The 22,104-nt window shown below is 65.1% G+C and carries 20 protein-coding genes; 18 read left to right on the top strand and 2 right to left on the bottom strand.

From position 1 onward, the window contains the following. Positions 1-8: 8 nt before the first annotated feature. A complete protein-coding gene (glmS, locus tag ACO07I_RS05305) occupies positions 9-1,832 on the top strand; it encodes a glutamine--fructose-6-phosphate transaminase (isomerizing) (RefSeq protein WP_422015050.1) in 1,824 nt (607 codons plus the stop codon). Between the two features lie 73 nt (positions 1,833-1,905). On the opposite strand, the gene ACO07I_RS05300 is transcribed toward glmS, so the two are convergent. After that, positions 1,906-3,009, bottom strand: coding sequence for a hypothetical protein (locus ACO07I_RS05300; RefSeq protein WP_422015048.1), 1,104 nt, complete (start codon positions 3,007-3,009; stop codon positions 1,906-1,908). Positions 3,010-3,279: 270 nt separating this feature from the next. On the opposite strand from ACO07I_RS05300, the gene ACO07I_RS05295 reads away from it, so the two are divergent. From ACO07I_RS05295 to ACO07I_RS05270, 6 genes are all read left to right on the top strand, one after another. Then, on the top strand, positions 3,280-4,068 hold the full coding sequence (locus tag ACO07I_RS05295) for an ABC transporter ATP-binding protein (protein WP_422015046.1): 789 nt from the start codon (positions 3,280-3,282) through the stop codon (positions 4,066-4,068). Then, on the top strand, positions 4,068-4,781 hold the full coding sequence (locus ACO07I_RS05290; RefSeq protein WP_298309544.1) for an ABC transporter ATP-binding protein: 714 nt from the start codon (positions 4,068-4,070) through the stop codon (positions 4,779-4,781). The genes ACO07I_RS05295 and ACO07I_RS05290 overlap by 1 nt, the downstream gene beginning before the upstream one ends. An 11-nt stretch (positions 4,782-4,792) precedes the next feature. Further along, positions 4,793-5,698 (top strand): branched-chain amino acid ABC transporter permease, encoded by a 906-nt coding sequence (locus ACO07I_RS05285; protein WP_422015044.1) that lies wholly within the window; start codon positions 4,793-4,795, stop codon positions 5,696-5,698. Between the two features lie 2 nt (positions 5,699-5,700). After that, complete coding sequence (locus ACO07I_RS05280) at positions 5,701-6,708, top strand: branched-chain amino acid ABC transporter permease (RefSeq protein WP_422015042.1); 1,008 nt, start codon at positions 5,701-5,703, stop codon at positions 6,706-6,708. Between the two features lie 100 nt (positions 6,709-6,808). Beyond that, positions 6,809-8,026 carry an ABC transporter substrate-binding protein gene (locus ACO07I_RS05275; RefSeq protein WP_422015040.1) on the top strand — a complete coding sequence of 406 codons (1,218 nt, stop codon included), beginning with the start codon at positions 6,809-6,811 and terminating at the stop codon, positions 8,024-8,026. 182 nt (positions 8,027-8,208) lie between these two features. Beyond that, positions 8,209-9,429, top strand: a complete 1,221-nt coding sequence (locus tag ACO07I_RS05270) for an ABC transporter substrate-binding protein (RefSeq protein WP_422015038.1) — start codon at positions 8,209-8,211, stop codon at positions 9,427-9,429. A gap of 72 nt (positions 9,430-9,501) precedes the next feature. Here ACO07I_RS05270 and ACO07I_RS05265 read toward each other — a convergent pair whose 3' ends face one another. Further along, positions 9,502-9,996 (bottom strand): EF-hand domain-containing protein, encoded by a 495-nt coding sequence (locus ACO07I_RS05265; RefSeq protein WP_422015036.1) that lies wholly within the window; start codon positions 9,994-9,996, stop codon positions 9,502-9,504. 138 nt (positions 9,997-10,134) lie between these two features. Here ACO07I_RS05265 and gor point away from each other — a divergent pair, with 138 nt between their 5' ends. The 11 genes from gor to ACO07I_RS05210 all read left to right on the top strand — a co-directional run bounded on the left by gor (position 10,135) and on the right by ACO07I_RS05210 (position 22,100). Then, positions 10,135-11,529 carry a glutathione-disulfide reductase gene (gor, locus tag ACO07I_RS05260; protein WP_422015034.1) on the top strand — a complete coding sequence of 465 codons (1,395 nt, stop codon included), beginning with the start codon at positions 10,135-10,137 and terminating at the stop codon, positions 11,527-11,529. A 95-nt stretch (positions 11,530-11,624) separates the two neighbouring features. Beyond that, positions 11,625-13,070: a class II 3-deoxy-7-phosphoheptulonate synthase gene (locus ACO07I_RS05255; protein WP_422015032.1), complete on the top strand. Its 1,446-nt coding sequence runs from the start codon at positions 11,625-11,627 to the stop codon at positions 13,068-13,070. Between the two features lie 39 nt (positions 13,071-13,109). After that, positions 13,110-14,258 carry a hypothetical protein gene (locus ACO07I_RS05250; protein WP_422015030.1) on the top strand — a complete coding sequence of 383 codons (1,149 nt, stop codon included), beginning with the start codon at positions 13,110-13,112 and terminating at the stop codon, positions 14,256-14,258. Positions 14,259-14,274: 16 nt separating this feature from the next. After that, a complete protein-coding gene (locus ACO07I_RS05245; protein WP_422015028.1) occupies positions 14,275-14,904 on the top strand; it encodes a glutathione S-transferase family protein in 630 nt (209 codons plus the stop codon). 113 nt (positions 14,905-15,017) lie between these two features. After that, positions 15,018-15,527: a sigma-70 family RNA polymerase sigma factor gene (locus ACO07I_RS05240; protein WP_422015026.1), complete on the top strand. Its 510-nt coding sequence runs from the start codon at positions 15,018-15,020 to the stop codon at positions 15,525-15,527. 108 nt (positions 15,528-15,635) lie between these two features. Next, positions 15,636-16,595 carry a FecR family protein gene (locus ACO07I_RS05235; protein WP_422015024.1) on the top strand — a complete coding sequence of 320 codons (960 nt, stop codon included), beginning with the start codon at positions 15,636-15,638 and terminating at the stop codon, positions 16,593-16,595. Positions 16,596-16,719: 124 nt separating this feature from the next. Continuing rightward, the gene (locus ACO07I_RS05230) at positions 16,720-19,188 is read left to right on the top strand and encodes a TonB-dependent siderophore receptor (protein WP_422015022.1); all 2,469 of its coding nucleotides are present in this window, start codon (positions 16,720-16,722) and stop codon (positions 19,186-19,188) included. Between the two features lie 6 nt (positions 19,189-19,194). Then, on the top strand, positions 19,195-19,512 hold the full coding sequence (locus ACO07I_RS05225; RefSeq protein WP_422015020.1) for a hypothetical protein: 318 nt from the start codon (positions 19,195-19,197) through the stop codon (positions 19,510-19,512). Between the two features lies 1 nt (position 19,513). Further along, positions 19,514-21,073, top strand: coding sequence for a PepSY-associated TM helix domain-containing protein (locus ACO07I_RS05220; RefSeq protein ID WP_422015018.1), 1,560 nt, complete (start codon positions 19,514-19,516; stop codon positions 21,071-21,073). Next, on the top strand, positions 21,070-21,777 hold the full coding sequence (locus ACO07I_RS05215; protein ID WP_422015016.1) for a DUF4198 domain-containing protein: 708 nt from the start codon (positions 21,070-21,072) through the stop codon (positions 21,775-21,777). Before ACO07I_RS05220 ends, ACO07I_RS05215 begins: the two co-directional genes overlap by 4 nt. Continuing rightward, positions 21,777-22,100: a DUF3325 domain-containing protein gene (locus ACO07I_RS05210; RefSeq protein ID WP_422015014.1), complete on the top strand. Its 324-nt coding sequence runs from the start codon at positions 21,777-21,779 to the stop codon at positions 22,098-22,100. Before ACO07I_RS05215 ends, ACO07I_RS05210 begins: the two co-directional genes overlap by 1 nt. Positions 22,101-22,104: the final 4 nt, after the last annotated feature.

Raw genomic sequence — 22,104 nt, 5'->3', positions numbered from 1 at the left:
AGAATCCCATGTGCGGCATCATCGGCATCATCGGCAAAGCGCCCGTCACCCCCCTCCTGGTCGACGCGCTGAAGCGGCTGGAATATCGCGGCTACGACTCGGCGGGCATCGCCACCCTGGTCAACGGTCACATCGACCGCCGCCGGGCCGAAGGCAAGCTGGTGAACCTCGAGGCCCGGCTGGCCGCCGAGCCGCTGACCGGCACGATCGGCATCGGCCATACGCGCTGGGCGACGCACGGCAAGCCCTCGGAACGCAATGCCCATCCGATCGCGACGGACCGGGTCGCGGTCGTGCATAACGGCATCATCGAGAACTTCCAGGAGCTGAAAGCGGAGATGGAGGCCGAGGGCCGCCGTTTCGACAGCGACACAGACACCGAGGTCGTGGCCCAGCTGATCACCTCCTATCTCGAGCGGCAGATGTCGCCGGAGCAGGCGATGGGCGCGGCGATGGCACGCCTGCGCGGCGCCTTCGCGCTCGCCGTGTTGTTCAGCGGTCGTCATGACCTGCTGATGGGCGCGCGCCGCGGCAGCTCTCTGGCCGTCGGCTATGGCGACGGCGAAATGTACATCGGCACGGATGCGCTGGCGCTGGCGCCCTTCACCAAGCGGGTGAGCTACCTCGAGGACGAGGACTGGGTGGTGCTCACCCAGAACGGGGCGAAGGTCTACCAGGGCACCCAGGAAGTCGTGCGCGAGGTCCGCCAGAGCGGCATTTCCGGGGCGATGATCGGCAAGGGCAATCACCGCCACTTCATGCTGAAGGAGATCCACGAGCAGCCGGCGGTGATCGGCGACACGCTGCACAGCTATCTGAACCCGGCGACGCGCACGGTGACCCTGCCGGCGTTACCGGTCGACTGGGCCAAGGTCAGTCGCCTCACCATGACGGCGTGCGGTACGGCTTTCTATGCCTGCATGGTCGCCAAGTACTGGTTCGAGCAACTGGCACGGTTGCCGGTGGAGGTCGAGGTCGCCTCCGAGCTGCGTTATCGCGAACCGCCGATGCCCAAGGACGGTGTCTGCATCGCCGTCTCGCAGTCGGGCGAAACGGTCGATACGCTGGCGGCGATCCGCTACGCCAAGGCCAATGGGCAGACCATCCTCGCGGTGGTCAACGTGCCGGAGAGCGCCATCGCCCGCGATTCGCATGGCGTATTGCCGACCCTGGCGGGGCCAGAGATCGGCGTCGCCTCGACCAAGGCTTTCACGACCCAGCTCACCGTCCTGCTCTGCGCCGCGATCGCTGCGGGCCGGGCGCGCGGCACGCTGAGCGAGGCCGACGAGGCGAAGATCGCACTGGCGCTCATCGAGCTGCCGGCGCTGGTCAACGAGGCGCTCAATCTGGAGGAACAGTACCGGCGGATCTCCGAGGATATCCTCGCCGAAGCGCGCGACGTGCTCTATCTCGGCCGAGGCACCTCGTTTCCGATCGCGCTCGAAGGCGCTCTGAAGCTCAAGGAGATCTCCTACATCCACGCAGAGGGCTATGCCGCGGGCGAGATGAAGCACGGTCCTATCGCGCTGATCGACGAGCTGGTGCCGGTCGTGGTGGTGGCGCCCTCCGATTCGATCTTCGACAAGACCGCATCGAACTTCGAGCAGGTCAAGGCGCGCGGCGGCAAGCTTGTGCTGATCAGCGATGCCACCGGCGTGGCCCGCCTGGGATCGCAGGCTGCGGCTTCCCTGACGCTGCCGGCGGTCGATTCGATCGTGGCGCCGATTCTCTACACGATCCCGGTGCAGATGCTTGCGTACTACACGGCGCTCGCCAAGGGCACCGACGTCGACCAGCCGCGCAACCTCGCCAAGAGCGTCACCGTCGAGTAGGGCGCTCGCCCGGTGATGGCGCACGAAAAAGCCGCGGGCCTTTCGGACCCGCGGCTTTCGATTTCGAGGACGCTCAGCGCGTGCCCTGCGGCAGCCCTGGGGGCGGGCCCGAGGGAGCCGGCGCCGGCGCCGGCTGGCCGCCGCGCGGCTGGGGCTGGGCGGGACGGGGCTGCGCGGGCTGGGCCGGCATCATCGTCTGGACAATGGCGCGGACCCTCGCGGCCTCGGCCTCCTGGGCCTTCTTGAACTCGTCCTCGCTGATGAAGCGGTCCTTGTTCAGGTCCATCTCGCCGAACTGTTTCAGCGCATAGGCCGACAGCTCCACGCGGTCGATCTGGCCGTCCTTGTTGGTGTCGATCTCGGCGAACTTGCGCATGGCGATCTGCTTGCGCATATCGAAGGGCAGCAGGTTCTTGGCCTGCGGGCCGTCCGCCGGACCGGCGAGGACCGTATATTCCGGTCCGCTGATCTTGCCGTCCTTGTTCTTGTCGAGTTCGTCGGCCTGCCGCAGCTGCATGTCCATGAACTCGTTCAGCGTCATCATGCCCTGGCGACGGCGCGCTTCCGCCTGCTGGCGCTCGGCCGCCTCGCGCTGCATGGAGCGCTGGATGATCAGGCGAACCTCGGGCTCGGTGACCTTGTTGTCGCGGTCGGTGTCGTAGTTGTTGAACTCCGAATGGACTACCGCCTCGGCCTCGCCGCGCTCGAGGAAGCCGTCGCGATTGGTGTCGAGATTCTGGAACTCCGCCTTGGCGCGGTTGCGGCGCTCCTCCAGCGGGGGCAGGCCGGGCGCGTCGGCCGGCGTCGCCGGCGGTTCGACGACCTTGGTGAACTCCTCGAGCGACAGCTTGTTGTCCTTGTTGAGGTCGAGCGACTCGAAGGACTTCATGCGGTACTTCAGGAAGTCGGCCCGCGTGACCTCGCCCTTCTTGTCGACGTCGATGTCGACGAACCATTGCGGCAGCGGGACGGGCGCGGTCGACGCCGTGGGCGAACCGGCTGTGCCTGGCGGCGTGGCGGCTGCCGCAGGCGGGGTGGCGGGCTGGCCGGGGGCAGCGGCCGGCGGGGCGGCCTGTCCCGGCGGCCTGTTCTGCGGCCATGCCTGCGTAGGCGGAGTCTGGGCCATCGCCGGAATGGCGATGCAGGCTACGGTGAGAAACAGGGTCGGGCGAAACATGCGATTCATCGGCGGTGAGCCCGCTTTTGGAGGGGGAGTTTTCGTATCGGTTGCAATGGACGGCGTGTCAATGTCTGCAAAGCCGCGCAAACGTGCGGCGCAATCGCGCCGAAAGCATGGCGCTTCGCCATTTGAGTTGCGTCCCACCGCCGGATACGTCATCGTTCGTTAAATGCAGACTCCGTAGAAGGGTCGCAAGTACTTGGGAGGCAAGGGTAATTTCGCCACGTCGGCGCGTGTAATACGCCGGCCGGCGAAACCAGTATCTTCATGGCAGAACCAATCTCATCCCGCGGCACGCCGCTGCTCAGCGTGCGCGACGTGTCCGTCCGGTTCGGCGGAATCGTCGCGCTCGATGGCGTATCCTTCGACGTCTTTCCGGGGCAGATCGCCGGGCTGATCGGGCCCAACGGCGCTGGGAAGACCACACTGTTCAACTGCCTGAGCAGGCTCTACACGCCGAATTCCGGCGACGTGCAGTTCGAGGGCAGGACCATCCTCGACCAGCCGAGGCATGCCATCCCCAGGATCGGTATCGGGCGGACGTTCCAGAACGTCGCCCTGTTCGACAAGATGTCGGTCCTCGATAACGTGAAGGTCGGTTGCCACAGCGTGAGCTCGACCAGCTTCTTCGAGAACGCGTTGCGCGTGCCCAAGGTCAAGGTCGAGGAAGAAGCAATCACGCGGCGCGCAGAGGAACTGGTGTCCTTCATGGACCTCGCGCCCTTCGCCAGCGCGATGGCAGGGCCCTTGCCATTCCCGATCCGCAAGAGGGTCGAGCTGGCGCGCGCGCTGGCCTCCAGCCCCAAGCTGCTCCTGCTCGACGAGCCGGCGGCCGGCCTGAACCATGACGAGATCGAGGTGCTGAAGCACCAGATCAAGCGTGTTCGCGATCTACAGCATGTCACCGTGCTGCTGGTCGAGCATCACATGAGCCTCGTCATGTCGGTGTCGGACAAGGTGGTTGCCATCGATTTCGGCAGGAAGATCGCCGACGGCACGCCGGCGGAAGTTCAGCGCGATCCCGAAGTGATCCGCGCCTACCTGGGGACGGCGTGATGGCTGCACTTCTCGAGGTGAGCGGCCTGAAGGCGTTCTATGGCCAGACCCAGTCGCTCTATGACGTCGGCTTCGAAATTCCCATGGGCGGCATCACGACGCTGCTGGGCGCCAACGGTGCCGGCAAGACGACGACCCTGCGGGCGATTTGCAACATGGTCCGCACCGACGGCACGATCCGTTTCGACGGCAAGAATATCCGCGGCATGGCGACGGAAGAGATCGTCCGGCAGCGCATCGCCCACGTTCCGGAAGGACGCGGCACCTTCACCACGCTCACCGTCGACGAGAATCTCCGCATCGCCGCCTATACCCGCAAGGACAAGCAGGCGGTGAAGGACGAGCTGGAACGCGTCTTCGTCTACTTCCCGCGCCTGAAGGAGCGCATCCAGCAGCAGGCCGGCACGCTGTCGGGCGGCGAGCAGCAGATGCTGGCGATCGCCCGCGCCCTGATGCTGAAGCCGCGGCTAATGCTGCTCGACGAGCCGTCCTTCGGCCTGGCGCCGCTGATCGTGCTGGAGATCTTCCGCATCCTGCGCCGCATCAACGAGGAAGAGAAGGTGAGCATCCTGCTGGTCGAGCAGAACGCCGCTCTCGCGCTCGACCTCGCCACGCACGCCTATGTGCTCGAAACCGGCAAGGTCGTGATGTCGGGTCCCTCGGACGTCGTGAAGAACGACGAGAACGTCCGCAAATCCTACCTCGGCTACTGAGGCAGATGTAAATGGAACAGTTTCTTCAGCAGATCGCCTCGGGGCTCGCAAACGGCGCCATCTATGCCTGCGTGGCCCTTGCGCTGGTCATGATCTACGTGTCGACCGACCATATCAATTTCGCCCAGGGCGAGATGGCGATGTTCAGCGCCTACATCTCCTGGCAGCTCATGGATTGGGGGATGAGCTTCTGGGTCGCCTTCATCCTCACCGTTCTGATCTCCTTCGCCATGGGCGTGCTGATCGAGCGGCTCATCCTGAGACCGCTGCACAATGCCCCCGTCCTGTCGATCATCGTGGTGTTCATCGGCCTGCTTGCGATCTTCAACTCGATGGCCGGCGCCTTCTGGAGCTACCTGATCAAGGAATTCCCCTCGCCGTTCCCCAAGGCCGAGTTCGGCATTGCCGGCGTGATCGGGCCCCATCAGCTGGGCGTGGTCCTGGTCACGTTGATCGTGCTCGGGCTCCTGTTCGTGTTCTTCCGCTACACGCCGCTCGGCCTCGCCATGCGCGCCGCGGCCCAGAATCCGCAGATGGCCAGGCTGGTCGGCGTTCGTGTTGACTGGATGCTGGCGCTGGGTTGGGGCCTGGCGGCCTCGGTCGGAGCCGTGGCCGGGATCATGGTCGCCCACATCGTCTATCTCGAGCCGAACATGATGGGCGGCATCCTGCTCTATGCCTTCGCGAGCGCCCTGGTCGGCGGCATCTCCAATCCGGCTGGCGCGGTGGCGGGAGGCTTCATCGTCGGCATCCTCGAGAACATGGTCGCCTATGCGGGCAACCAAATCGAGAAGGCGACGGGCATCTACATCATCGGCAACGGCGAGAAGCTCACGGTGGCGCTCATCATCGTGATCTTCGTGCTGACGGTTAAGCCCGCCGGCCTGTTCGGCCGCGTCGTCGTGAAGAGGGTCTGACCATGGCCGCCTCGTCGAAAAAATGGGTGCTGGGGGTCATTGTCCTCGCGGTGCTGGTGCCGCTGCTGCAGCCGGTCTTTCCGGACGTGGTCTCCAACTACCGCCTGTTCCTGATCAGCACCATGATCATCGCCGCGATCGCTGTGCTCGGCCTGAATCTACTGACGGGCTTCAACGGCCAGTTCTCGCTGGGGCACGGCGCGTTCTACGCGGTCGGTGCCTATACGGCGGCGATCCTGATGGACAAGCTGAACGTGCCCTATTGGGCGACGATCCCGGCGGCGGCCATCGTGTGCTTCATCGTCGGCTACCTGTTCGGCCTGCCGGCCCTCAAGCTCGAGGGGCATTATCTCGCGCTCGCGACATTCGCGCTGGCACTCGCGGTGCCGCAGATCCTGAAATACAAATGGCTCGAAGGCCTGACCGGCGGCGTGCAGGGAATCGTGCTGATGAAGCCGGAGGTGCCGTTCGGTCTGCCGCTCAGCGAAGACCAGTGGCTTTACTACTTCTGCCTGCTGGTCATGGTCGTGCTCTTCTGGGGCGCGTCTAACATGCTGAACAGCCGCAGCGGTCGCGCCATGATGGCGATCCGCGACCAGTACATGGCGGCCGACACGATGGGCATCGACACGGCCCTCTACAAGACGGTGACCTTCGGCATCAGCGCGGCCTATACCGGCATCGCCGGAGCGCTCTCGGCCTGCGCCATTGCCTTCGTGGCGCCCGACAGCTTCGGCATCTTCCTGTCGATCAAGTTCCTGATCGGCCTGGTCGTGGGCGGCATCGGCTCCCTGTTCGGATCGGTGCTCGGCGGCATCTTCTACGTCCTGGTCGATAATTCGGCACAGTCGCTGACCCAGTTCATCCGCAACGACCTCGGCCTGCCGTTCGACCTCTCGGCCTACACCGTCTTCGGCGTGCTGCTGATCGCGATCATCTACCTGATGCCGATGGGCATCGCCGGCGGGCTCTACATGGCCTACCGCAAGCTGCGGGGTGCACGGGCGTAACCCGGGCCTCTTCGTCGGAAGGTCGCCGGAAGGCGGCCTTCTTTCTGGCCAAAATTCGGACGAAGCTCCGTCAGGCCTAAGTCAATTGGGAGGAAAAGAAATGCGTACAAGCAGGCGTGGTTTCGTGGCGGGCGCTTCGGCGTTCGCGGTGTTGGGTGCGAACTCGGCTTTCGCGCAGAAGAAGTACGATGACGGCGCGACCGACAAGGAAATTAAGATCGGCCACACCGGTCCGTATAGCGGTCCGGCTTCGTCTTATGGCCAGATCGGCAAGACGATCGAGGCGTTCTTCAAGTCGGTGAACGAGGCGGGCGGCGTCAACGGCCGCCAGATCAACTTCATCACGCGCGACGACGGCTACTCGCCGCCGAAGATGGTCGAACTGGTGCGCCAGCTCGTCGAGCAAGAGAAGGTTCTCTGCCTGTTCAACACGCTGGGCACGCCGACCAACACGGCGATCCATCGCTACATGAACCAGAAGAAGGTGCCGCAGCTCTACGTCGCCACCGGCGCGTCAAAGTGGGGCAAGCCCAAGGAGTTCCCGTGGACGATGGGCTTCCAGCCCGACTATCACACCGAGGGCGTCGTCTACGCCAAGCACATCCTGGCCAACATCAAGGACGCAAAGATTGGCGTCCTCATGCAGAACGACGACTACGGCAAGGACTACTACGAGGGCTTCCGCGAGGGCCTGGGCAAGGAGACCGGCAAGATCGTCAAGCACGTCACCTTCGAGGTCACCGACCCGACGGTCGACAGCCAGATCATCCAGCTGAAGGACTCCGGCGCCAATGTCTTCTTCAACATCGCGACGCCCAAGGCCGCGGCCCAGGCGATCCGCAAGGCGGCCGACATCGGCTGGAAGCCGGCGCAGTATCTGAACAACGTGTCCGCTTCGGTGGGCTCGGTGATGAAGCCGGCCGGCCTCGAGAACAGCCAGGGCATCATCACGGCGCAGTACTTGATGGATCCCACGGACAAGCAGTGGGAAAGCAACGACGCTTTCAAGGCCTGGAGCGCCTGGATGGACAAGTGGATGCCCGGCGCCAACAAGGCCGACGCCAACCACGTGTTCGGCTATGCCGTCTCCAACCTGATGCTCGAGACACTCAAGAAGTGCGGCGACACGCTCACGCGTGAAAACGTGATGAAGCAGGCCGCCAACTACCAGAAGTACAAGCTGCCGCTCCTGCTGCCGGGCATCACGATCAATACCAGCCCGACCGACTACTACCCGATCCAGTCGGTGCAGCTCGCACGCTTCAAGGGCGAGACCTGGGATCTGTTCGGCGACGTCATGTCGGCCGAAGGTTCCTGACGCTCCCTTCCTCAACGACGAAAGGCCGCCGGTGACCCCGGCGGCCTTTTTTTGTGCGCGGCCTCAAAGACCTTGCGAAGGCGGTGGGTTTTCCCTTTCCAACGCCCCAATTCTGCGCAACGATATTCCGCATAACAAAAACGAACGATGGGGACGAAACGCTATAACCAAGGGAGGCAGAATTGACGACCAACAGGCGTAGCTTTCTGGGAGGGATTTCCGCGGCCGCTGCATTGTCGGTATCGGCTCAGGCCTTTGCGCAGAAAAAATACGGCGACGGGGCGACCGACAATGAGATCAAGATCGGCCACACCAACCCGTACAGTGGCCCTGCCTCGTCCTACGGCGTCATCGGCAAGTGCGAGGAAGCCTACTGGAAGAGCGTCAACGAGCGCGGCGGCATCAACGGACGCATGGTCAAGTTCGTAACCATGGACGACGGATACAACCCGGCCAAGACTGTCGAGGTTGTCCGTCAGATGGTGGAACAGGACCGGATACTATGCCTGTTCAATTCGCTGGGAACGCCCACCAATTCGGCGATCCATCGCTACATGAACCAGAAGAAGGTGCCGCAACTCTATGTCTCGACCGGCGCCTCCAAGTGGGGAAACTACAAGGAGTTCCCGTGGACGATGGGCTTTCAGCCCGACTACCACACGGAAGCCGTCATCTATGCCAAGCACATCCTGGCAACGGTGACGGACCCGAAGATCGGCGTGCTGATGCAGAACGATGACTATGGGAAGGACTATTGGGAAGGCTTCAAGGAAGGGCTGGGCAAGGACGTCAACAAGGTGGTCAAGCATGTCACCTACGAGACGACTGACCCGACCGTCGACAGCCAGATCATCCAGCTCAAGGATGCCGGGGCCAACGTGTTCTTCAACATTGCGATCCCGAAGTTCGCGGCGCAGGCCATTCGAAAGACGGCCGACATCGGCTGGAAGCCCATCCAATACCTGAACAATGTTTCTTCCTCGGTCGCTTCGACGCTCAAGCCGGCCGGCCTGGAGAACAGCCAGGGCCTGATCACGGCGCTCTATCTCATGGATCCCACAGACAAGCAGTGGAACGACAATGCGGAGATGAAGACCTGGCGTGCCTGGATGAACAAGTACATGCCGGGCGCCAACCACGATGACGGCAACTACGTCTTCGCCTATGCCGTCGCGACTCTGATGGAAGAAACGCTGAAGCGGTGCGGCGACACGCTGACCCGCGAGAACCTGATGAAGCAGGCCACCAGCTTCAAGAAGTACAGGGTGCCCTTGTTGCTGCCGGGCATCACGGTCAGCACCAGCGCCACCGACTACTACCCGATCCAGTCGGTAAAGCTTGCCCGTTTCAAGGGCGAGACCTGGGAACTGTTCGGAGACATCATGTCTGCCGAAGGGTCCTGAGCGTTCGGCCCGAGCGAAGGGGAGGCCGCCGGCGATCCCGGCGGCCTCTTCTTTCGATTCGGCCAGCGTGAGCTAACGTTCGGCGGGCTTGCGCTGGAGGGCCTGGCGGCACTCGGCGGTATCGATCCGGCCATTCTTGTCGAGGTCGCAGCGCGTGAAGTTGCGCTCGCTACCCGCCAGGAACTCCGTCAGGGTGACGGAACCGTCCTTGTCGACATCGAGAAGCTGGAAGTAACCCGACTGGCGGCCGGCCTGGCGGTCGGTCGGCAGAACGCTGTTGCCGGCCGCCGGGGTGCGGGCGAACAGCTCGTCTGGGCTGAGCTTGCCGTCGCCGTTCGTGTCGAGCCTCTTGAAGCGCGCCTGCTGGCCGGCCTTCCATTCGTCGAGCGTGACCGCGCCGTCCTTGTTGGCGTCATATCGCATGACGCCACCGTCGGTGCGGGCCGGCCGCGGCGCGGGCGCGCTTTGGGTGCCTTGGGGCGCGGGCGCCGGCGCGTCGCCTGGAGCGGCGAGGGCGGGGCCCGCCAAGAGCAGGAAGCTGGTCGCCAGCAGGGAAAGTCTCGGCATTGTCGATCCTCGTTGGTTGTATCAGGAGACGGCAATGCACGCGCCATTTCCCTTACCGGGCGGTCTAGGCGCGGATATAGTCTGCCCGGCGACCGAAATATGGCCGCGTTGAGGTTTTGTTCTCTCTGGGGATAACCCATGGCCTTTGATTACGATCTGTTTGTCATCGGCGCCGGCTCCGGCGGCGTACGCGCGTCGCGCATCGCCGCGACCCACGGTGCGCGCGTTGGCATCTGCGAGGACTATCGCGTCGGCGGCACCTGCGTGATCCGCGGCTGCGTGCCGAAGAAGCTGCTTATGTATGGCTCGAAGTTCGCGCACGAGTTCGAGGATGCGGCGGCCTATGGCTGGACCGTCGGTGAGCCGACCCATTCATGGGCGACGCTGCGCGACAACGTGAACAAGGAAGTCGACCGGCTGAACGCGCTCTACCTGCGCCTGCTCGAGGGGGCAGGGGTGAAGTTGCACATGGGGCGTGGTCGCCTGATGGACCGTCACACGATCCAGGTCGGCGACGAGACGATCACCGCGGACAAGATCCTGATCGCCACCGGAGGCCATCCGGTGATTCCGTCGATCCCGGGCTGCGAACTCGCGATCACGTCGAGCGACGCCTTCCATCTGCCCGAACTGCCGAAGCACATCACTATCGTCGGCGCGGGCTACATCGCCGTCGAATTCGCCGGCATCTTCCGCGGGCTCGGCGCCAAGGTAGACATTGTCCTCCGGCGCGACCGCGTCCTGCGCGGCTTCGACGAGGAATGCCGCACCTTCGTGCACGAAGCCCTGAAGGAAAGCGGCATCCGCATGCGCACCGAGATGGAAATCGCCCGCATCGTCGCCAAGGGTGAAGACGGCAAGGGCGGCCCGTTCGAGGTCCACACGCCGATGGGCGGCATGTTCGAGACCGACTGCGTGATGTATGCCACCGGCCGTGCGCCCAACACGTCCGGCATCGGGCTGGAGAAGGTCGGCGTGCAGCTCAACAAGGCGGGCGCGATCGCGGTCGACGAGTGGTCGAAGACCACGGCCGACAATATCTGGGCGGTGGGCGACGTGACCGACCGTATCAACTTGACCCCGGTCGCGCTCATGGAAGGCCACTGCTTCGCCGACACCGAGTTCGGCAAGAAGCCGCGCAAGGCCAACCACCACGACGTGCCGTCGGCTGTCTTCTGTCAGCCCGAGATGGCCAATGTCGGGCTGAGCGAGGAGCAGGCGAAGCTGCAGCTGGGCGAGCTGCGTATCTATACGGCCGCGTTCCGGCCGATGAAGTACACGGTCTCCGGACGCCACCAGCGCACCTTCATGAAGATGATCGTCGAGGCCTCGACCGACCGGGTGGTCGGCATTCACATGGTGGGCGACGATGCGGCCGAGCTGATCCAGGGGCTGGCGGTCGCCATGAAGGCGGGGGCCACAAAGGCCCATTTCGACGCCACCGTGGGCATTCACCCGACCGCCGGCGAGGAGTTCGTGACGATGCGCACGGCGCGACAGGATTCTGCACCGACGCGTGCAGCCGCGGAGTAGAACGGGACGGGTCTGCCGGCTGGTCTTTTATCCACAGCACGTATAGGTTCACCCACCCCGCCGGCCCCTTCGGCCCGCGGGTCGAGGAGGAGTCGATGACCGCGATCCAGGGCCATTCAAGGGCCGATTCGCGTACCGCGAAGGGCCAGTCCCGCACGTCGAGCGCTGCCGACTGGTCGCCGACCAGCTGGCGCAGCCGGCCGGCGCTGCAGATGCCGGTCTATCCGGATGCCGCTGCCTTGGCGAATGCCGAGGCACGCCTGCGCCGCTATCCGCCGCTGGTGTTTGCCGGCGAGGCGCGCAAGCTCAAGACAGCTCTGGCCAAGATCGCCAACGGCGAGGCCTTCCTGCTGCAGGGCGGCGATTGCGCCGAGAGCTTCGTCGATTTCACCGCCAACAACATCCGCGACACGTTCCGCGTGCTGCTGCAGATGGCTGTCGTGCTGACCTACGGCGCCGGCATGCCGGTCGTGAAGCTCGGCCGCATTGCGGGCCAGTTCGCCAAGCCGCGCTCCTCCAACGTCGAGAAGATCGGCGACGTCGAGCTGCCGTCCTATCGCGGCGACAACGTCAACGGCATCGAGTTCACGGCCGCCGCGCGCCTGCCCGACCCGGAGCGTATGGTGCAGGCCTACAACCAGTCTGCGGCGACGCTCAACCTGCTGCGCGCCTTCGCCCAGGGCGGCTATGCCGACCTGCACGAGGTCAACCGCTGGAATCTCGACTTCGTGCGTAGCTCGCCCGCATCGGCGCGTTACGAAGACCTCGCGGCCCGGCTCGACGAGACGCTGAACTTCATGGCCGCCTGCGGGCTGAATTCCGCGACGACGCCGCAGATCGCCGAGACGGATTTCTTCACCAGCCACGAGGCGTTGCTGCTGCCTTACGAGGAGGCGCTGACCCGCGTCGATTCGACCTCCGGCGACTGGTACGACTGCTCGGCGCACATGCTCTGGATCGGCGACCGCACGCGTCAGCCCGACGGCGCCCATGTCGAGTTCCTGCGCGGGGTTCGCAACCCGATCGGCTTCAAGGCCGGTCCGACCCTTCCGACCGACGATCTGTTGCGCCTGATCGACACGCTGAATCCGTCGAACGAGGCGGGACGCGTCGTGATCATCGCGCGTATGGGTGCCGACAAGGTGGGTGACAAGCTGCCGGCGCTGGTCCGTGCGCTGAAGCGCGAGGGCCGCACGGTTGTGTGGTCGTGCGATCCCATGCATGGCAACACGGTCACGGCTTCGAACGGCCGCAAGACGCGTCCCTTCGACGCGATCCTGCGCGAGGTGAAGGAGTTCTTCGCGGTGCACCGCGCCGAGGGGACCCATCCGGGCGGCGTGCATTTCGAGATGACCGGCCAGGAAGTCACGGAATGCATCGGCGGCTCGACCGAGATCACGGTCGACAACCTCAACGAGCGCTACGAGACGCTGGTCGATCCGCGGCTGAATGCCAGCCAGGCGCTCGAACTCGCGTTCCTGCTCGCCGAGCAGCTCAAGGCGGAGCGCTTGTCCGTCGCAAGGGCGCGACCGGCCGTCTGAGCGACGTCCTGCGTTTGCGCGATAGGCCGGGGGAGGGCCATGACGCATCCTGAGAATGGCGAGATCGCGCGCTACACCGATCACTACTTCAACCGTTCGAAGCAGGTGGTCGGCAAGTTTGGAGACTGCCAGGTCACCTATGCCATCTTCATGCGCCGGCCCGTGGTGTTCGCGCCGCGGCTCGCGCTGGAATGGCTCGAAGAAACCTGCCGTGCCCGCAATGCGACGGTGGAACTCGACCTGCGCTACCGCGAGGGCAAGTGGGTCGGCGCCGGCGAACCGATGATGTACATCACCGGCTCGTTCTTCCATCTCGTCGATCTCGAGACGATCTTCCTTCAGAAGCTCGGCCCCGCCTGTGTGGCGGCCTACAATGCCTGGACGATGTGCGCGGACATGCCGAAATCGGCCTTCCTCGCCATGGATGCGCGTCATTGTGCCGGCCAGGAGATGGCCGAGATGATGGCCTATGCCGCGTCCGTCGGCTCGGCGCGCGCCAAGCGAAAGGTCGGTGCCGTCGGATTCATCGGCAACGCCACGCACGCCACCGCTCACTACTTCGGTCGCGAGTACGGGCTGGGAACCATGCCGCACGCCCTGATCGGCTATGCCGGCTCGACCTTGCGGGCCGCGGAGATGTTCCACGAGACCTTCCCCGACGAGGGGATGACGGTGCTGGTCGACTATTTCGCGCGCGAGATTTCCGACTCGCTCGACGTCTGCCGGCGCTTTCCCGAACTGGCGGCGCAGGGAAGCCTGTCGCTGCGTCTCGACACGACGGGCGGGCGCTACATCGAAGGGCTCGATCCGGCCTCGTCCTATGCCGTGCTGGAGCGCTTCTCCCCGGAATCGATCCGCGGCTACCGCAGCGAGGAAGAACTTCGCTATCTCGTCGGCACCGGCGTATCGGCGGCGGCGATCTTCCACCTGCGCGCCGAACTCGACCGCAACGGCTTCGACAAGGTGAAAATCGTGGCGTCTTCCGGCTTCGGTCCGGCCAAGTGCCGGATCATGGCCGAGGCCAAGGCGCCGATCGACGTCGTGGGCTCGGGTTCGTTCCTGCCGTCCAACTGGTCGGAGACCTACGCCACCGCGGATATCGTCGAGTACGATGGCGAGAAGCGCGTCAAGATCGGCCGCGAATTCCTGCACCGCAACCGGCCGGCGGACGCGACCAAGCCGCTCTGATCTCACGGAGAGACATATGCTGAAGCTCTATTTCGCCCCCGGCGCCTGCTCGACCGCATCGCACATCGGGCTCGAGGAAAGCGGGGCGACGTACGATTCGCAGGCGCTTTCCTTCGCCAAGAGCGAGCAGCGGACGCCGGAGTATCTAAAGGTCAACCCGCGCGGGCGTGTGCCGGCGCTGGTGGTCGACCAGGGCACGATCGTCGAGAACACGGCGATCCTAGACTACGTCGCCACCGAGTACGCGCCGCATCTGATGCCGAAGGATCCGGTGGCGCGTGCCCGCGCGCTGTCGCTTATGGCTTGGTTTTCCAACGCCGTGCATCCGAACTTCACCCATATTGGTCGCCCCGAGCGCTTCGCCACGGACGCTGCCGTCTTCGACCATCTCAAGGCGGTGGGCCGTGAGAACTTCTTCGCCAATCTGAAGGAGATCGACGGGCTCCTCGCGGGAAAGACCTGGATCCTGGGTGAGGAGTTCTCGGTGGTCGACGGCTATGCGCTCGTCTTCTACGGCTGGGGCAAGCGCATCGGCCTGCCGATGGGGGAGCTCGCGAACTACACGGCCTGGAAGGACCGCATGCTCGCGCGCCCGGCCGTGAAGCGTGTCCTGGAGCGGGAGCAGAGCATTCTGCTCGCTGCCTGACGGAAGCTCCATCGCATCCTCGTTCGGCATCGCGGCTCGCGATGCTTGCCGCCCCTGCGTGCCCTCCGTATAAGTGAAGTGAGAAGCATTCGCATGTAAGGGTGGTGGTGAGCGTGAGTTCGGCGGATCCGACCCTGGCTTTGTATCTGGAGCATCGTTGCTCGCTGGTGAACTACGCCAACGGCATCGTCCGGGACCGGGCGGGCGCGGAAGACGTCGTGCAGGAGGCCTATCTTCGGTTCAGCTCCGCCAGCAGAGATGAGAGGCTGATCACCAGTCCCGTCAGCTACCTGTACCGCATCGTTCGCAATCTCGCGCTCGACTGGGTTCACCGGACCTCGGACAGCGCTTCGGCAGGGCAGGCGCCGGCGCTTGAGCAGGTCGCCCAGGATGGGCCCACGGCCGAGGACGTTCTTCACTATCGCGACGAGCTGCGGATACTGACCGACGCGCTCGCCGCGTTGCCCGAGCGGACGCGCATCGCCTTCACCATGTATCGCCTGGAAGGCTGCACGCTGCAGCAGGTGGGGGACCGGCTCGGTGTCTCCGTCGTGCGGGCGCACCAACTTGTGAAAGACGCGATCCTCCATGCCGCACGCCGTTTGGATGGCATGAATGGCTGATCCCGTGGAAGTTTCCTGGTGGCGCCCTTAAAACTCGACATCGCCCGCCGTCTGTCCGTTGTGATCTCCGGACCGGGCGAGCGGATTTGAAGACGGGTGACTTCCGACGTGGACGATAGCGATCTCCTGCGCAGCGAGGCGGCGGACTGGCTGGTGCGCATCAATGGCGCGCCGCAGGATTCCGATGCCCGCGCAGGCCTGGAGGCGTGGCTGGCGTCCAACGAGGCGCATCGCCGTGCCTATCGCAGTGTCGAGCGGGTCTGGATGCTTTCGGGCGAGCTGCCGTCGGCGGCGCCTTCCCCGGCGCACAAGGTGGTTGACCTGTCGCGCGTACGGCGGACGCGACGCGCCTGGGGCCTCGCCGCAGCGGTTCTCGCGGCCTGTGTCGCGTTCTGGTTCTTCCCGACCCTGAGGCTGCATTTCCAGGCCGATCATCTGACCGGCGTTGCCGAGCTGCGCGAGCTGACGCTCGAGGATGGCAGCATCGTGCATCTCGACGCCGCCAGCGCCATTGCCGTCCGCTACGACAAGGGACGTCGCGAGGTCGAACTGTTGGCTGGGCAGGCGTTCTTCAAGGTCGTGTCCGCCCGCGACCGGCCGTTCGTCGTGACGGCCGGCAACGTGGCTGTCACCGTCAAGGGCACGGCCTTCGACGTCGGTTCGTCCCGGGACGGGGTCTCCGTCGCCGTTCAGTCAGGGACCGTTGAGGTCCTGGTCTCCGGCAGCGACCGAAACGTATTGTCCACCCTGATGCGAGGCGAGCGCATGGTGGTGGACAGGCAGGGAGCCTTTGCGCGCTCGCAGGTCTCTCCGGACGATGTGGCGTCGTGGCGAGAACACAGGCTGGTCGTCGATGGCGCCACCCTGGGTGAGGTCGTTGACGAATTGGGTCGCCATCATCGCGGTGTCATCTTGGTGAGCGACCGTAGCCTGGCAGACCGTCGCATCACCGGCGTGTTCGATCTTCGCCGGCCGCTCGAAGCGCTGCACACGGTGGCGCGCACCCAGCACGGGTCGGTCCTGGAGATCTCGCCGTACCTCACGATCGTCTCTTCGTCGAAACCCTGAATATTTCTTTCGGCGCCCCTTAAATCGGCGCACCTCCGCCCGTCCTCTGAGCGCGAACGCGAATCGTTCGCGTTAGTTTAGCGTCTCCATGGCCCGCCGGTCTGGAGCAGCGGGGGAGTTCGTTGTGTTGCAGGACCGGTCCGGTAGCGTCGCCCATGCAGTTGCCATCGCCACAGTCGCCCTGGCGATGGGGGCCCCCACCGCATTCGCGCAGGCAGGGGCGGCGGGAAGCCAGACCCCGCAAGAGGCGCAGGCCAGCCGGACGGCGACGTTCGACATTCCGGCGCAGCCGCTCTCCCAGGCCTTGATGGCCTTCGGCCGCCAGTCGGGCATGCAGATCGCCGTCGACTCCGCGGCCGTGGCGGGCAAGACGAGCGCCTCGGTGGCGGGCTCGATGACGCCAGATCAGGCCCTGCGCCAGCTCCTCTCGGGATCGGGCCTCACCTATCATTTCACGTCGGCCAATGCGGTGACCGTTGCCGGCGCCCCCGTGCCGGCGCCGGCCGGCGTGCCGGGCTCCAGCACTCTAATTCTCGATCCGGTTCGCGTGCAGGCCGTCCCCACCACCCCGCCGCAGGGCGAGATCGGCAACCAGTCGCCGGCCTATGCCGGTGGACAGGTGGCACGCGGCGGCAAGGTCGGCCTGCTCGGCAACCGCGACTACATGGACACGCCGTTCAGCGAGACGACCTACACCAACCAGTACATCCAGAACCAGCAGGCTCGCACGCTGACCGACGTCCTCGCCGGCGATCCGACGCTGCGCTCGGGCGTCCCCAACGGCAACGTCTTCGACGATCGTGTGATGATCCGCGGCATCACGGTGACCAATCCGAATTTCGGCTTCGGCGGCCTCTTCGGCATCGTTCCGAACCAGGTGGATACGACGGGCATCGAGAGGGTCGAGGTTTTCCGCGGCCCGACAGCCTTCCTGAACGGGGCGCTGCCCAATGCTGTCGGCGGCACCATCAACCTCGTGCCGAAGCGCGCGACCGATGCACCGATCACCCAGGGCACGCTCCTTTTCAACTCCGATTCCCAGCTCGGCGGCTCACTGGACGTCGGTCGCCGGTTTGGACCCGACAACGAACTCGGCCTGCGCGCCGGCGCGACGTATTATTCCGGCGACACGGCCGTCAATAACCAGAACGCCGAGCGCCTGGCGCTCACCCTCGGCTTCGATTACCGCAGCGATCGCACGCGTATCGAGGCCGATCTCGGCTACCTCAAGCGCGACGTGGGCGCATTCCAGGGCGGCATCTTCCTGGCAGCCGGCGTCCAGCTGCCGCCGGCCCCCTATGCGCGCCAGAGTTCCTATCAGCCTTGGGAACGGCTTCAAGGCAATGACGTCTACGGATCCTTGAAGTTCGAGCATGACATCGTCGAGGGGCTCACCGGATTCATCAAGGCCGGTGCGCGCCGCAGCAACTACACGTCGGTGTTCTTCAACCAGAACATCGTGAACTACAACGGCAACACGACCGTTCTGTCAGCCGGGCAGTACGCATCCACAGTCGAGTCGCTCTCGCTCGAAGCAGGCCTGCGCGCCAACTTCCACACCGGGCCGGTCAAGCACGAGGCGGCGTTAATTGGCGACTACCTCAAGACGCAGAACTTCACCTTCAACAACCCGATCGTCGCCGCGCTGAATTCGAACATCTACAACCCGACCTTCATATCGCAGCCGAGCTTCTTCGGCTTCCGCACGCAGCCGCCGCTCACCTCGGATTCCGTCTACGGCAGCATCGGCATCGTCGATGCGATTTCGTTCAACGGCGACATGTTCCAGATCATCGGCGGCGCGCGCGTGCAGCGCCTGCAGACGGCGAACTACAGCATTGCGACCGGGCTGCCCACCAACGGCAACGACCAGACCGTGTTGTCGCCGTCTGCTTCCTTCGTCTTCAGGCCGATGAAGGAAGTGATGCTGTACGGAAACTACATCCAGGCGCTGCAACAGGGACCGATCGCTCCTGCGGGTACGCTCAATGCCGGCCTTCAGTTCTCGCCGTTCGTCACCAACCAGTTCGAGGTCGGTGTGAAGGCCGATTTCGGCTTCATTGGCGCGACGCTCAGTGCCTTCCAGATCACGCTTCCGACCTCCTACACCGATGTCGCGACGAACACGTTCGTGACCAACGGGCAGCAGCGCAACCAGGGGATCGAGTTCATTGCGTTCGGCGAGCTGGCGTCGGGTCTGAAGCTGCTGGGCGGGTTCACCGCGCTCAACGCGATCCAGGTGAATACGCAGGGTGGTTTGACCAACGGCAAGCAGGTCGTGGGCACGACACCTTTCCAGGCGTCGCTCGGCCTCGACTGGGATACGCCCTACGTCAAGGGGCTGGGGGTGATGGGCCGCGCCGTCTACAACGGCCAGGTCTATCTCAATGCCGCCAATACCCAGGCGGCGCCGCCCTGGACCCGGTTCGATGCCGGCCTGCGCTACACGTTCGATCGCACCGACGGCAAGCCGGTGACGCTGCGGGCGAACGTCATCAACCTGTTCGACGCCAACTACTGGATCGCGACGACGTCCTTCTTTTTCCAGAATCCGCCGCGGACCTTCCTGTTGTCGCTGACCGCCGACTTCTAGCATCGCATGGCAAGGGCTGCTTCTTCCTCTTCCGCACCCGTCGGCGCGGGCAAGGTGGTCGTGCGCGTCCTCGCCATCGTGTTCGGCGCCTACGCGGCCAGTGCCGCGGTGGTGGCGGCGGGCGTCGCCGGGCTGATCCTGGCGGGCGTGAACAAGAGCGACGCCTTCACCGTCTGCAGCATCCTGGGCTTCCTCCTCTATGTGGGACTGGCGCTCTGGGCGGCCGCGGCGCGCCGGCTGGTGCCGATGGTCGGCACCCTCCTGCTCGTCACGGCGGTGGGAACCGGGATCGGTTTTCTGCCCTCCCTGATCGGCGGAGCCTGAGATGGGTGCGACCTTCCGTGAATCGATGGGTTGGCTGCACACCTGGTCCGGTCTGGTCGTCGGCCTGCTGCTGTTCGCGGTCTTCTGGACCGGCACGCTCTGCGTCTTCGACCGCGAGATCGATCGCTGGATGAATCCCTCGACGCGGCTGGTCTACGCCGGCGAGCCGATCGCGATCGACGGGCTGCGGGAAGAGGCGGGCCGGCTCTCGCCGCGCACGGCGCCCTGGGCGATCGTCATGCCCACGCCGCGCGATCCGGCGCTCTGGATCGGCTATCGCGGACGAGGGGGCTTCGAACGGACCCTGTTCGATCCACTCACCCTGAAGCCCGTCGCACCGGCCGAGAGCTGGGGCGGCACGCGGTTCTTCTTCCCCTTCCATCACACGCTGCATCTCAGGATGTGGAATCTCGGCACCTGGCTCACCGGGCTGGCCGGCGTGGCGATGATGGCTCTCTGCATTTCCGGCGTGATCATCCATCGCAAGATCTTCGTGGATTTCTTCACCTTGCGCCGTTCACGCCAGCCGCAGCGCCTTCTGCTCGATTTGCACAACACGACGGGAACGCTGGGCGTCCTCTTCTACTTCGTCATGTCGTTCTCGGGCGTGACCATCCTGGCGTCGGTCTATTATCCGTCAGGCGTGTGGGTGGCGTTCGAGGGCGGCCGGTCGGGCTACGTGCGCGACACCTACGACGTATTCAGCCGCCCGCGCCTCAATCAGCCGGGCCCGCCGCTCGGCTCGCTCGACGCGATGGTCGCAACGGCGCGCGAGGCATGGGGAGGTCTCAATCCCGGCCTGGTGCGGGTTTTCCACCACGGCGACCGGAATTCCTATGTCGAAGTGCGACCGTCGATCGAGGCCGAGGTGGCGATGCGCACCGACCCCTTCTTCTTCGATGCCGCGACCGGGGCCGTGCTGTACCGCACCTACATCCGCGAGACGTCGCAGGTGCAGCAGTTCCTGACCGGCTTGCACTTCGCGCAGTTTCACCACTGGACCTTGCGCTGGCTCTACTTCGCGCTGGGCCTGCTGGGCTGCGTCCTCATCGTCACCGGCTTCCTGTTCTGGATCGAGTCCCGGCGCAAGGCGCATGCGGCGGTCGGCTGGAGAGGGGGCGGATTCGTCGAGGGCCTGACGGTGGGCGGCACCGGCGGCATGGTCCTGGCGACCCTGGCGTTCTTCGTGGCCAACCGGCTGCTGCCCTCGGCGGCGACCTTCATGGGCGGTGCCCGCTACGAACTAGAGATCTGGGTCTTCTTCGCCGTCTGGGTGCTGAGCTTCGCGCATGGCTGGGTGAGGCGGGGCACCGCCTGGATCGATCAGTGCTGGCTGGCGGCCGCGCTGTGCATCCTTGCCGTCGTGCTCAACGGGACCACGACCGGCGATCACATCCTGCGGGCCTGGGCCGACGGCAAGGTGGCGGTCGCCGGCATGGATCTCGTGCTGTTGTTCGGCGGGTTTGCCGCGGCGGTCACGGCGTGGCGCCTGCAGCACCGCCGGCAGGGAACCGCATCCAAGCAATTCCGACATCATCCTCTGGAGGGACAATCGTCATGAAGCCAATCTTCGGCATCGCCGCCCTCGCGGCACTTTCCTTCTCGATCGCCGTGCCGGCCTCGGCGCATCACATCTGGCTCGAACTCGACGGGCAGGGCGGCAAGATCTACTTCGGCGAGTTCGGCGAGAACCTGCGCGAGGCCTCGCCCGGGACGCTCGACAAGCTGCAGCCGCAGGCCAAGGTGGTCTCATCGAGCGGCGAGCGTCCGTTGACCGTCCAGAAGTCGGCCAACGCCTACGTTGCCACCGGCAAGATCGACGGCACCGACAGCATCGTCGCCGAAGACGTTCGCTGGCCGTCCTTCGAGCGCAAGCGGGACAACAAGACCGGCATCTATATGCCGGCCGCACGCTTCGTGCCGGATCGGACGGCGCGCGCTGCGGCGCTGACGCTCGATATCGTCCCCGCCGGCGGCGACAAGTTCCAGGTTTTCTTCAAGGGCAAGCCGTTGGCCAAGGCGAAGGTCGTGGTCGTCACCCCGTCGGGGTGGGGGCGTGAAGAGCATACCGGCGCCGACGGAGAGTTCGAGGTCAAGCTGCCGTGGCGCGGCGCCTATGTGTTCGAGGTGCATCACGACGACAACGCGGCCGGCAAGCGCGGCGAACAGGCATACGACTTCGCGAACTATGTGACGACGCTGACGGTCGTGCAGCCGCAGGGGATCGAACCTCTGCCGGCGCCGCCCCCGGCCAAGCCGCACTGATGGAGGCGGCCCTCATCATTGCCGTGCTGGCCATCTGTTACCTGGGCTTTGCCTTGCTGGCCCTCAGCCAGGACCGGCATTGGCTCCATCTCTGCGGCGAGCGCCATTGCCCGCCGGGCATCGCGGGCCGCCTGCGGGTTGCAGGCTATGCCTCGTTGGCCGCGGGCCTGTGTCTCGCGCTCCTGCGCGACGGCCCGGGATTCGGCTCGCTTGTGTGGGCGACGACGCTGACGGTCGCCTCGTTCGCCATCGTCTGTACGCTGACATGGCGACCGCGTTGGCTCCGCCCGCTCGCCCTGGTCTGTCAACGTCATGCCCGATAGCCGA

The sequence above is a fragment of the Reyranella sp. genome, from assembly GCF_965227665.1.
Classification (GTDB): domain Bacteria; phylum Pseudomonadota; class Alphaproteobacteria; order Reyranellales; family Reyranellaceae; genus Reyranella.
Note: the sequence above shows the minus strand (reverse complement) of the source record. Positions and strands in the feature narration are given on the sequence as shown.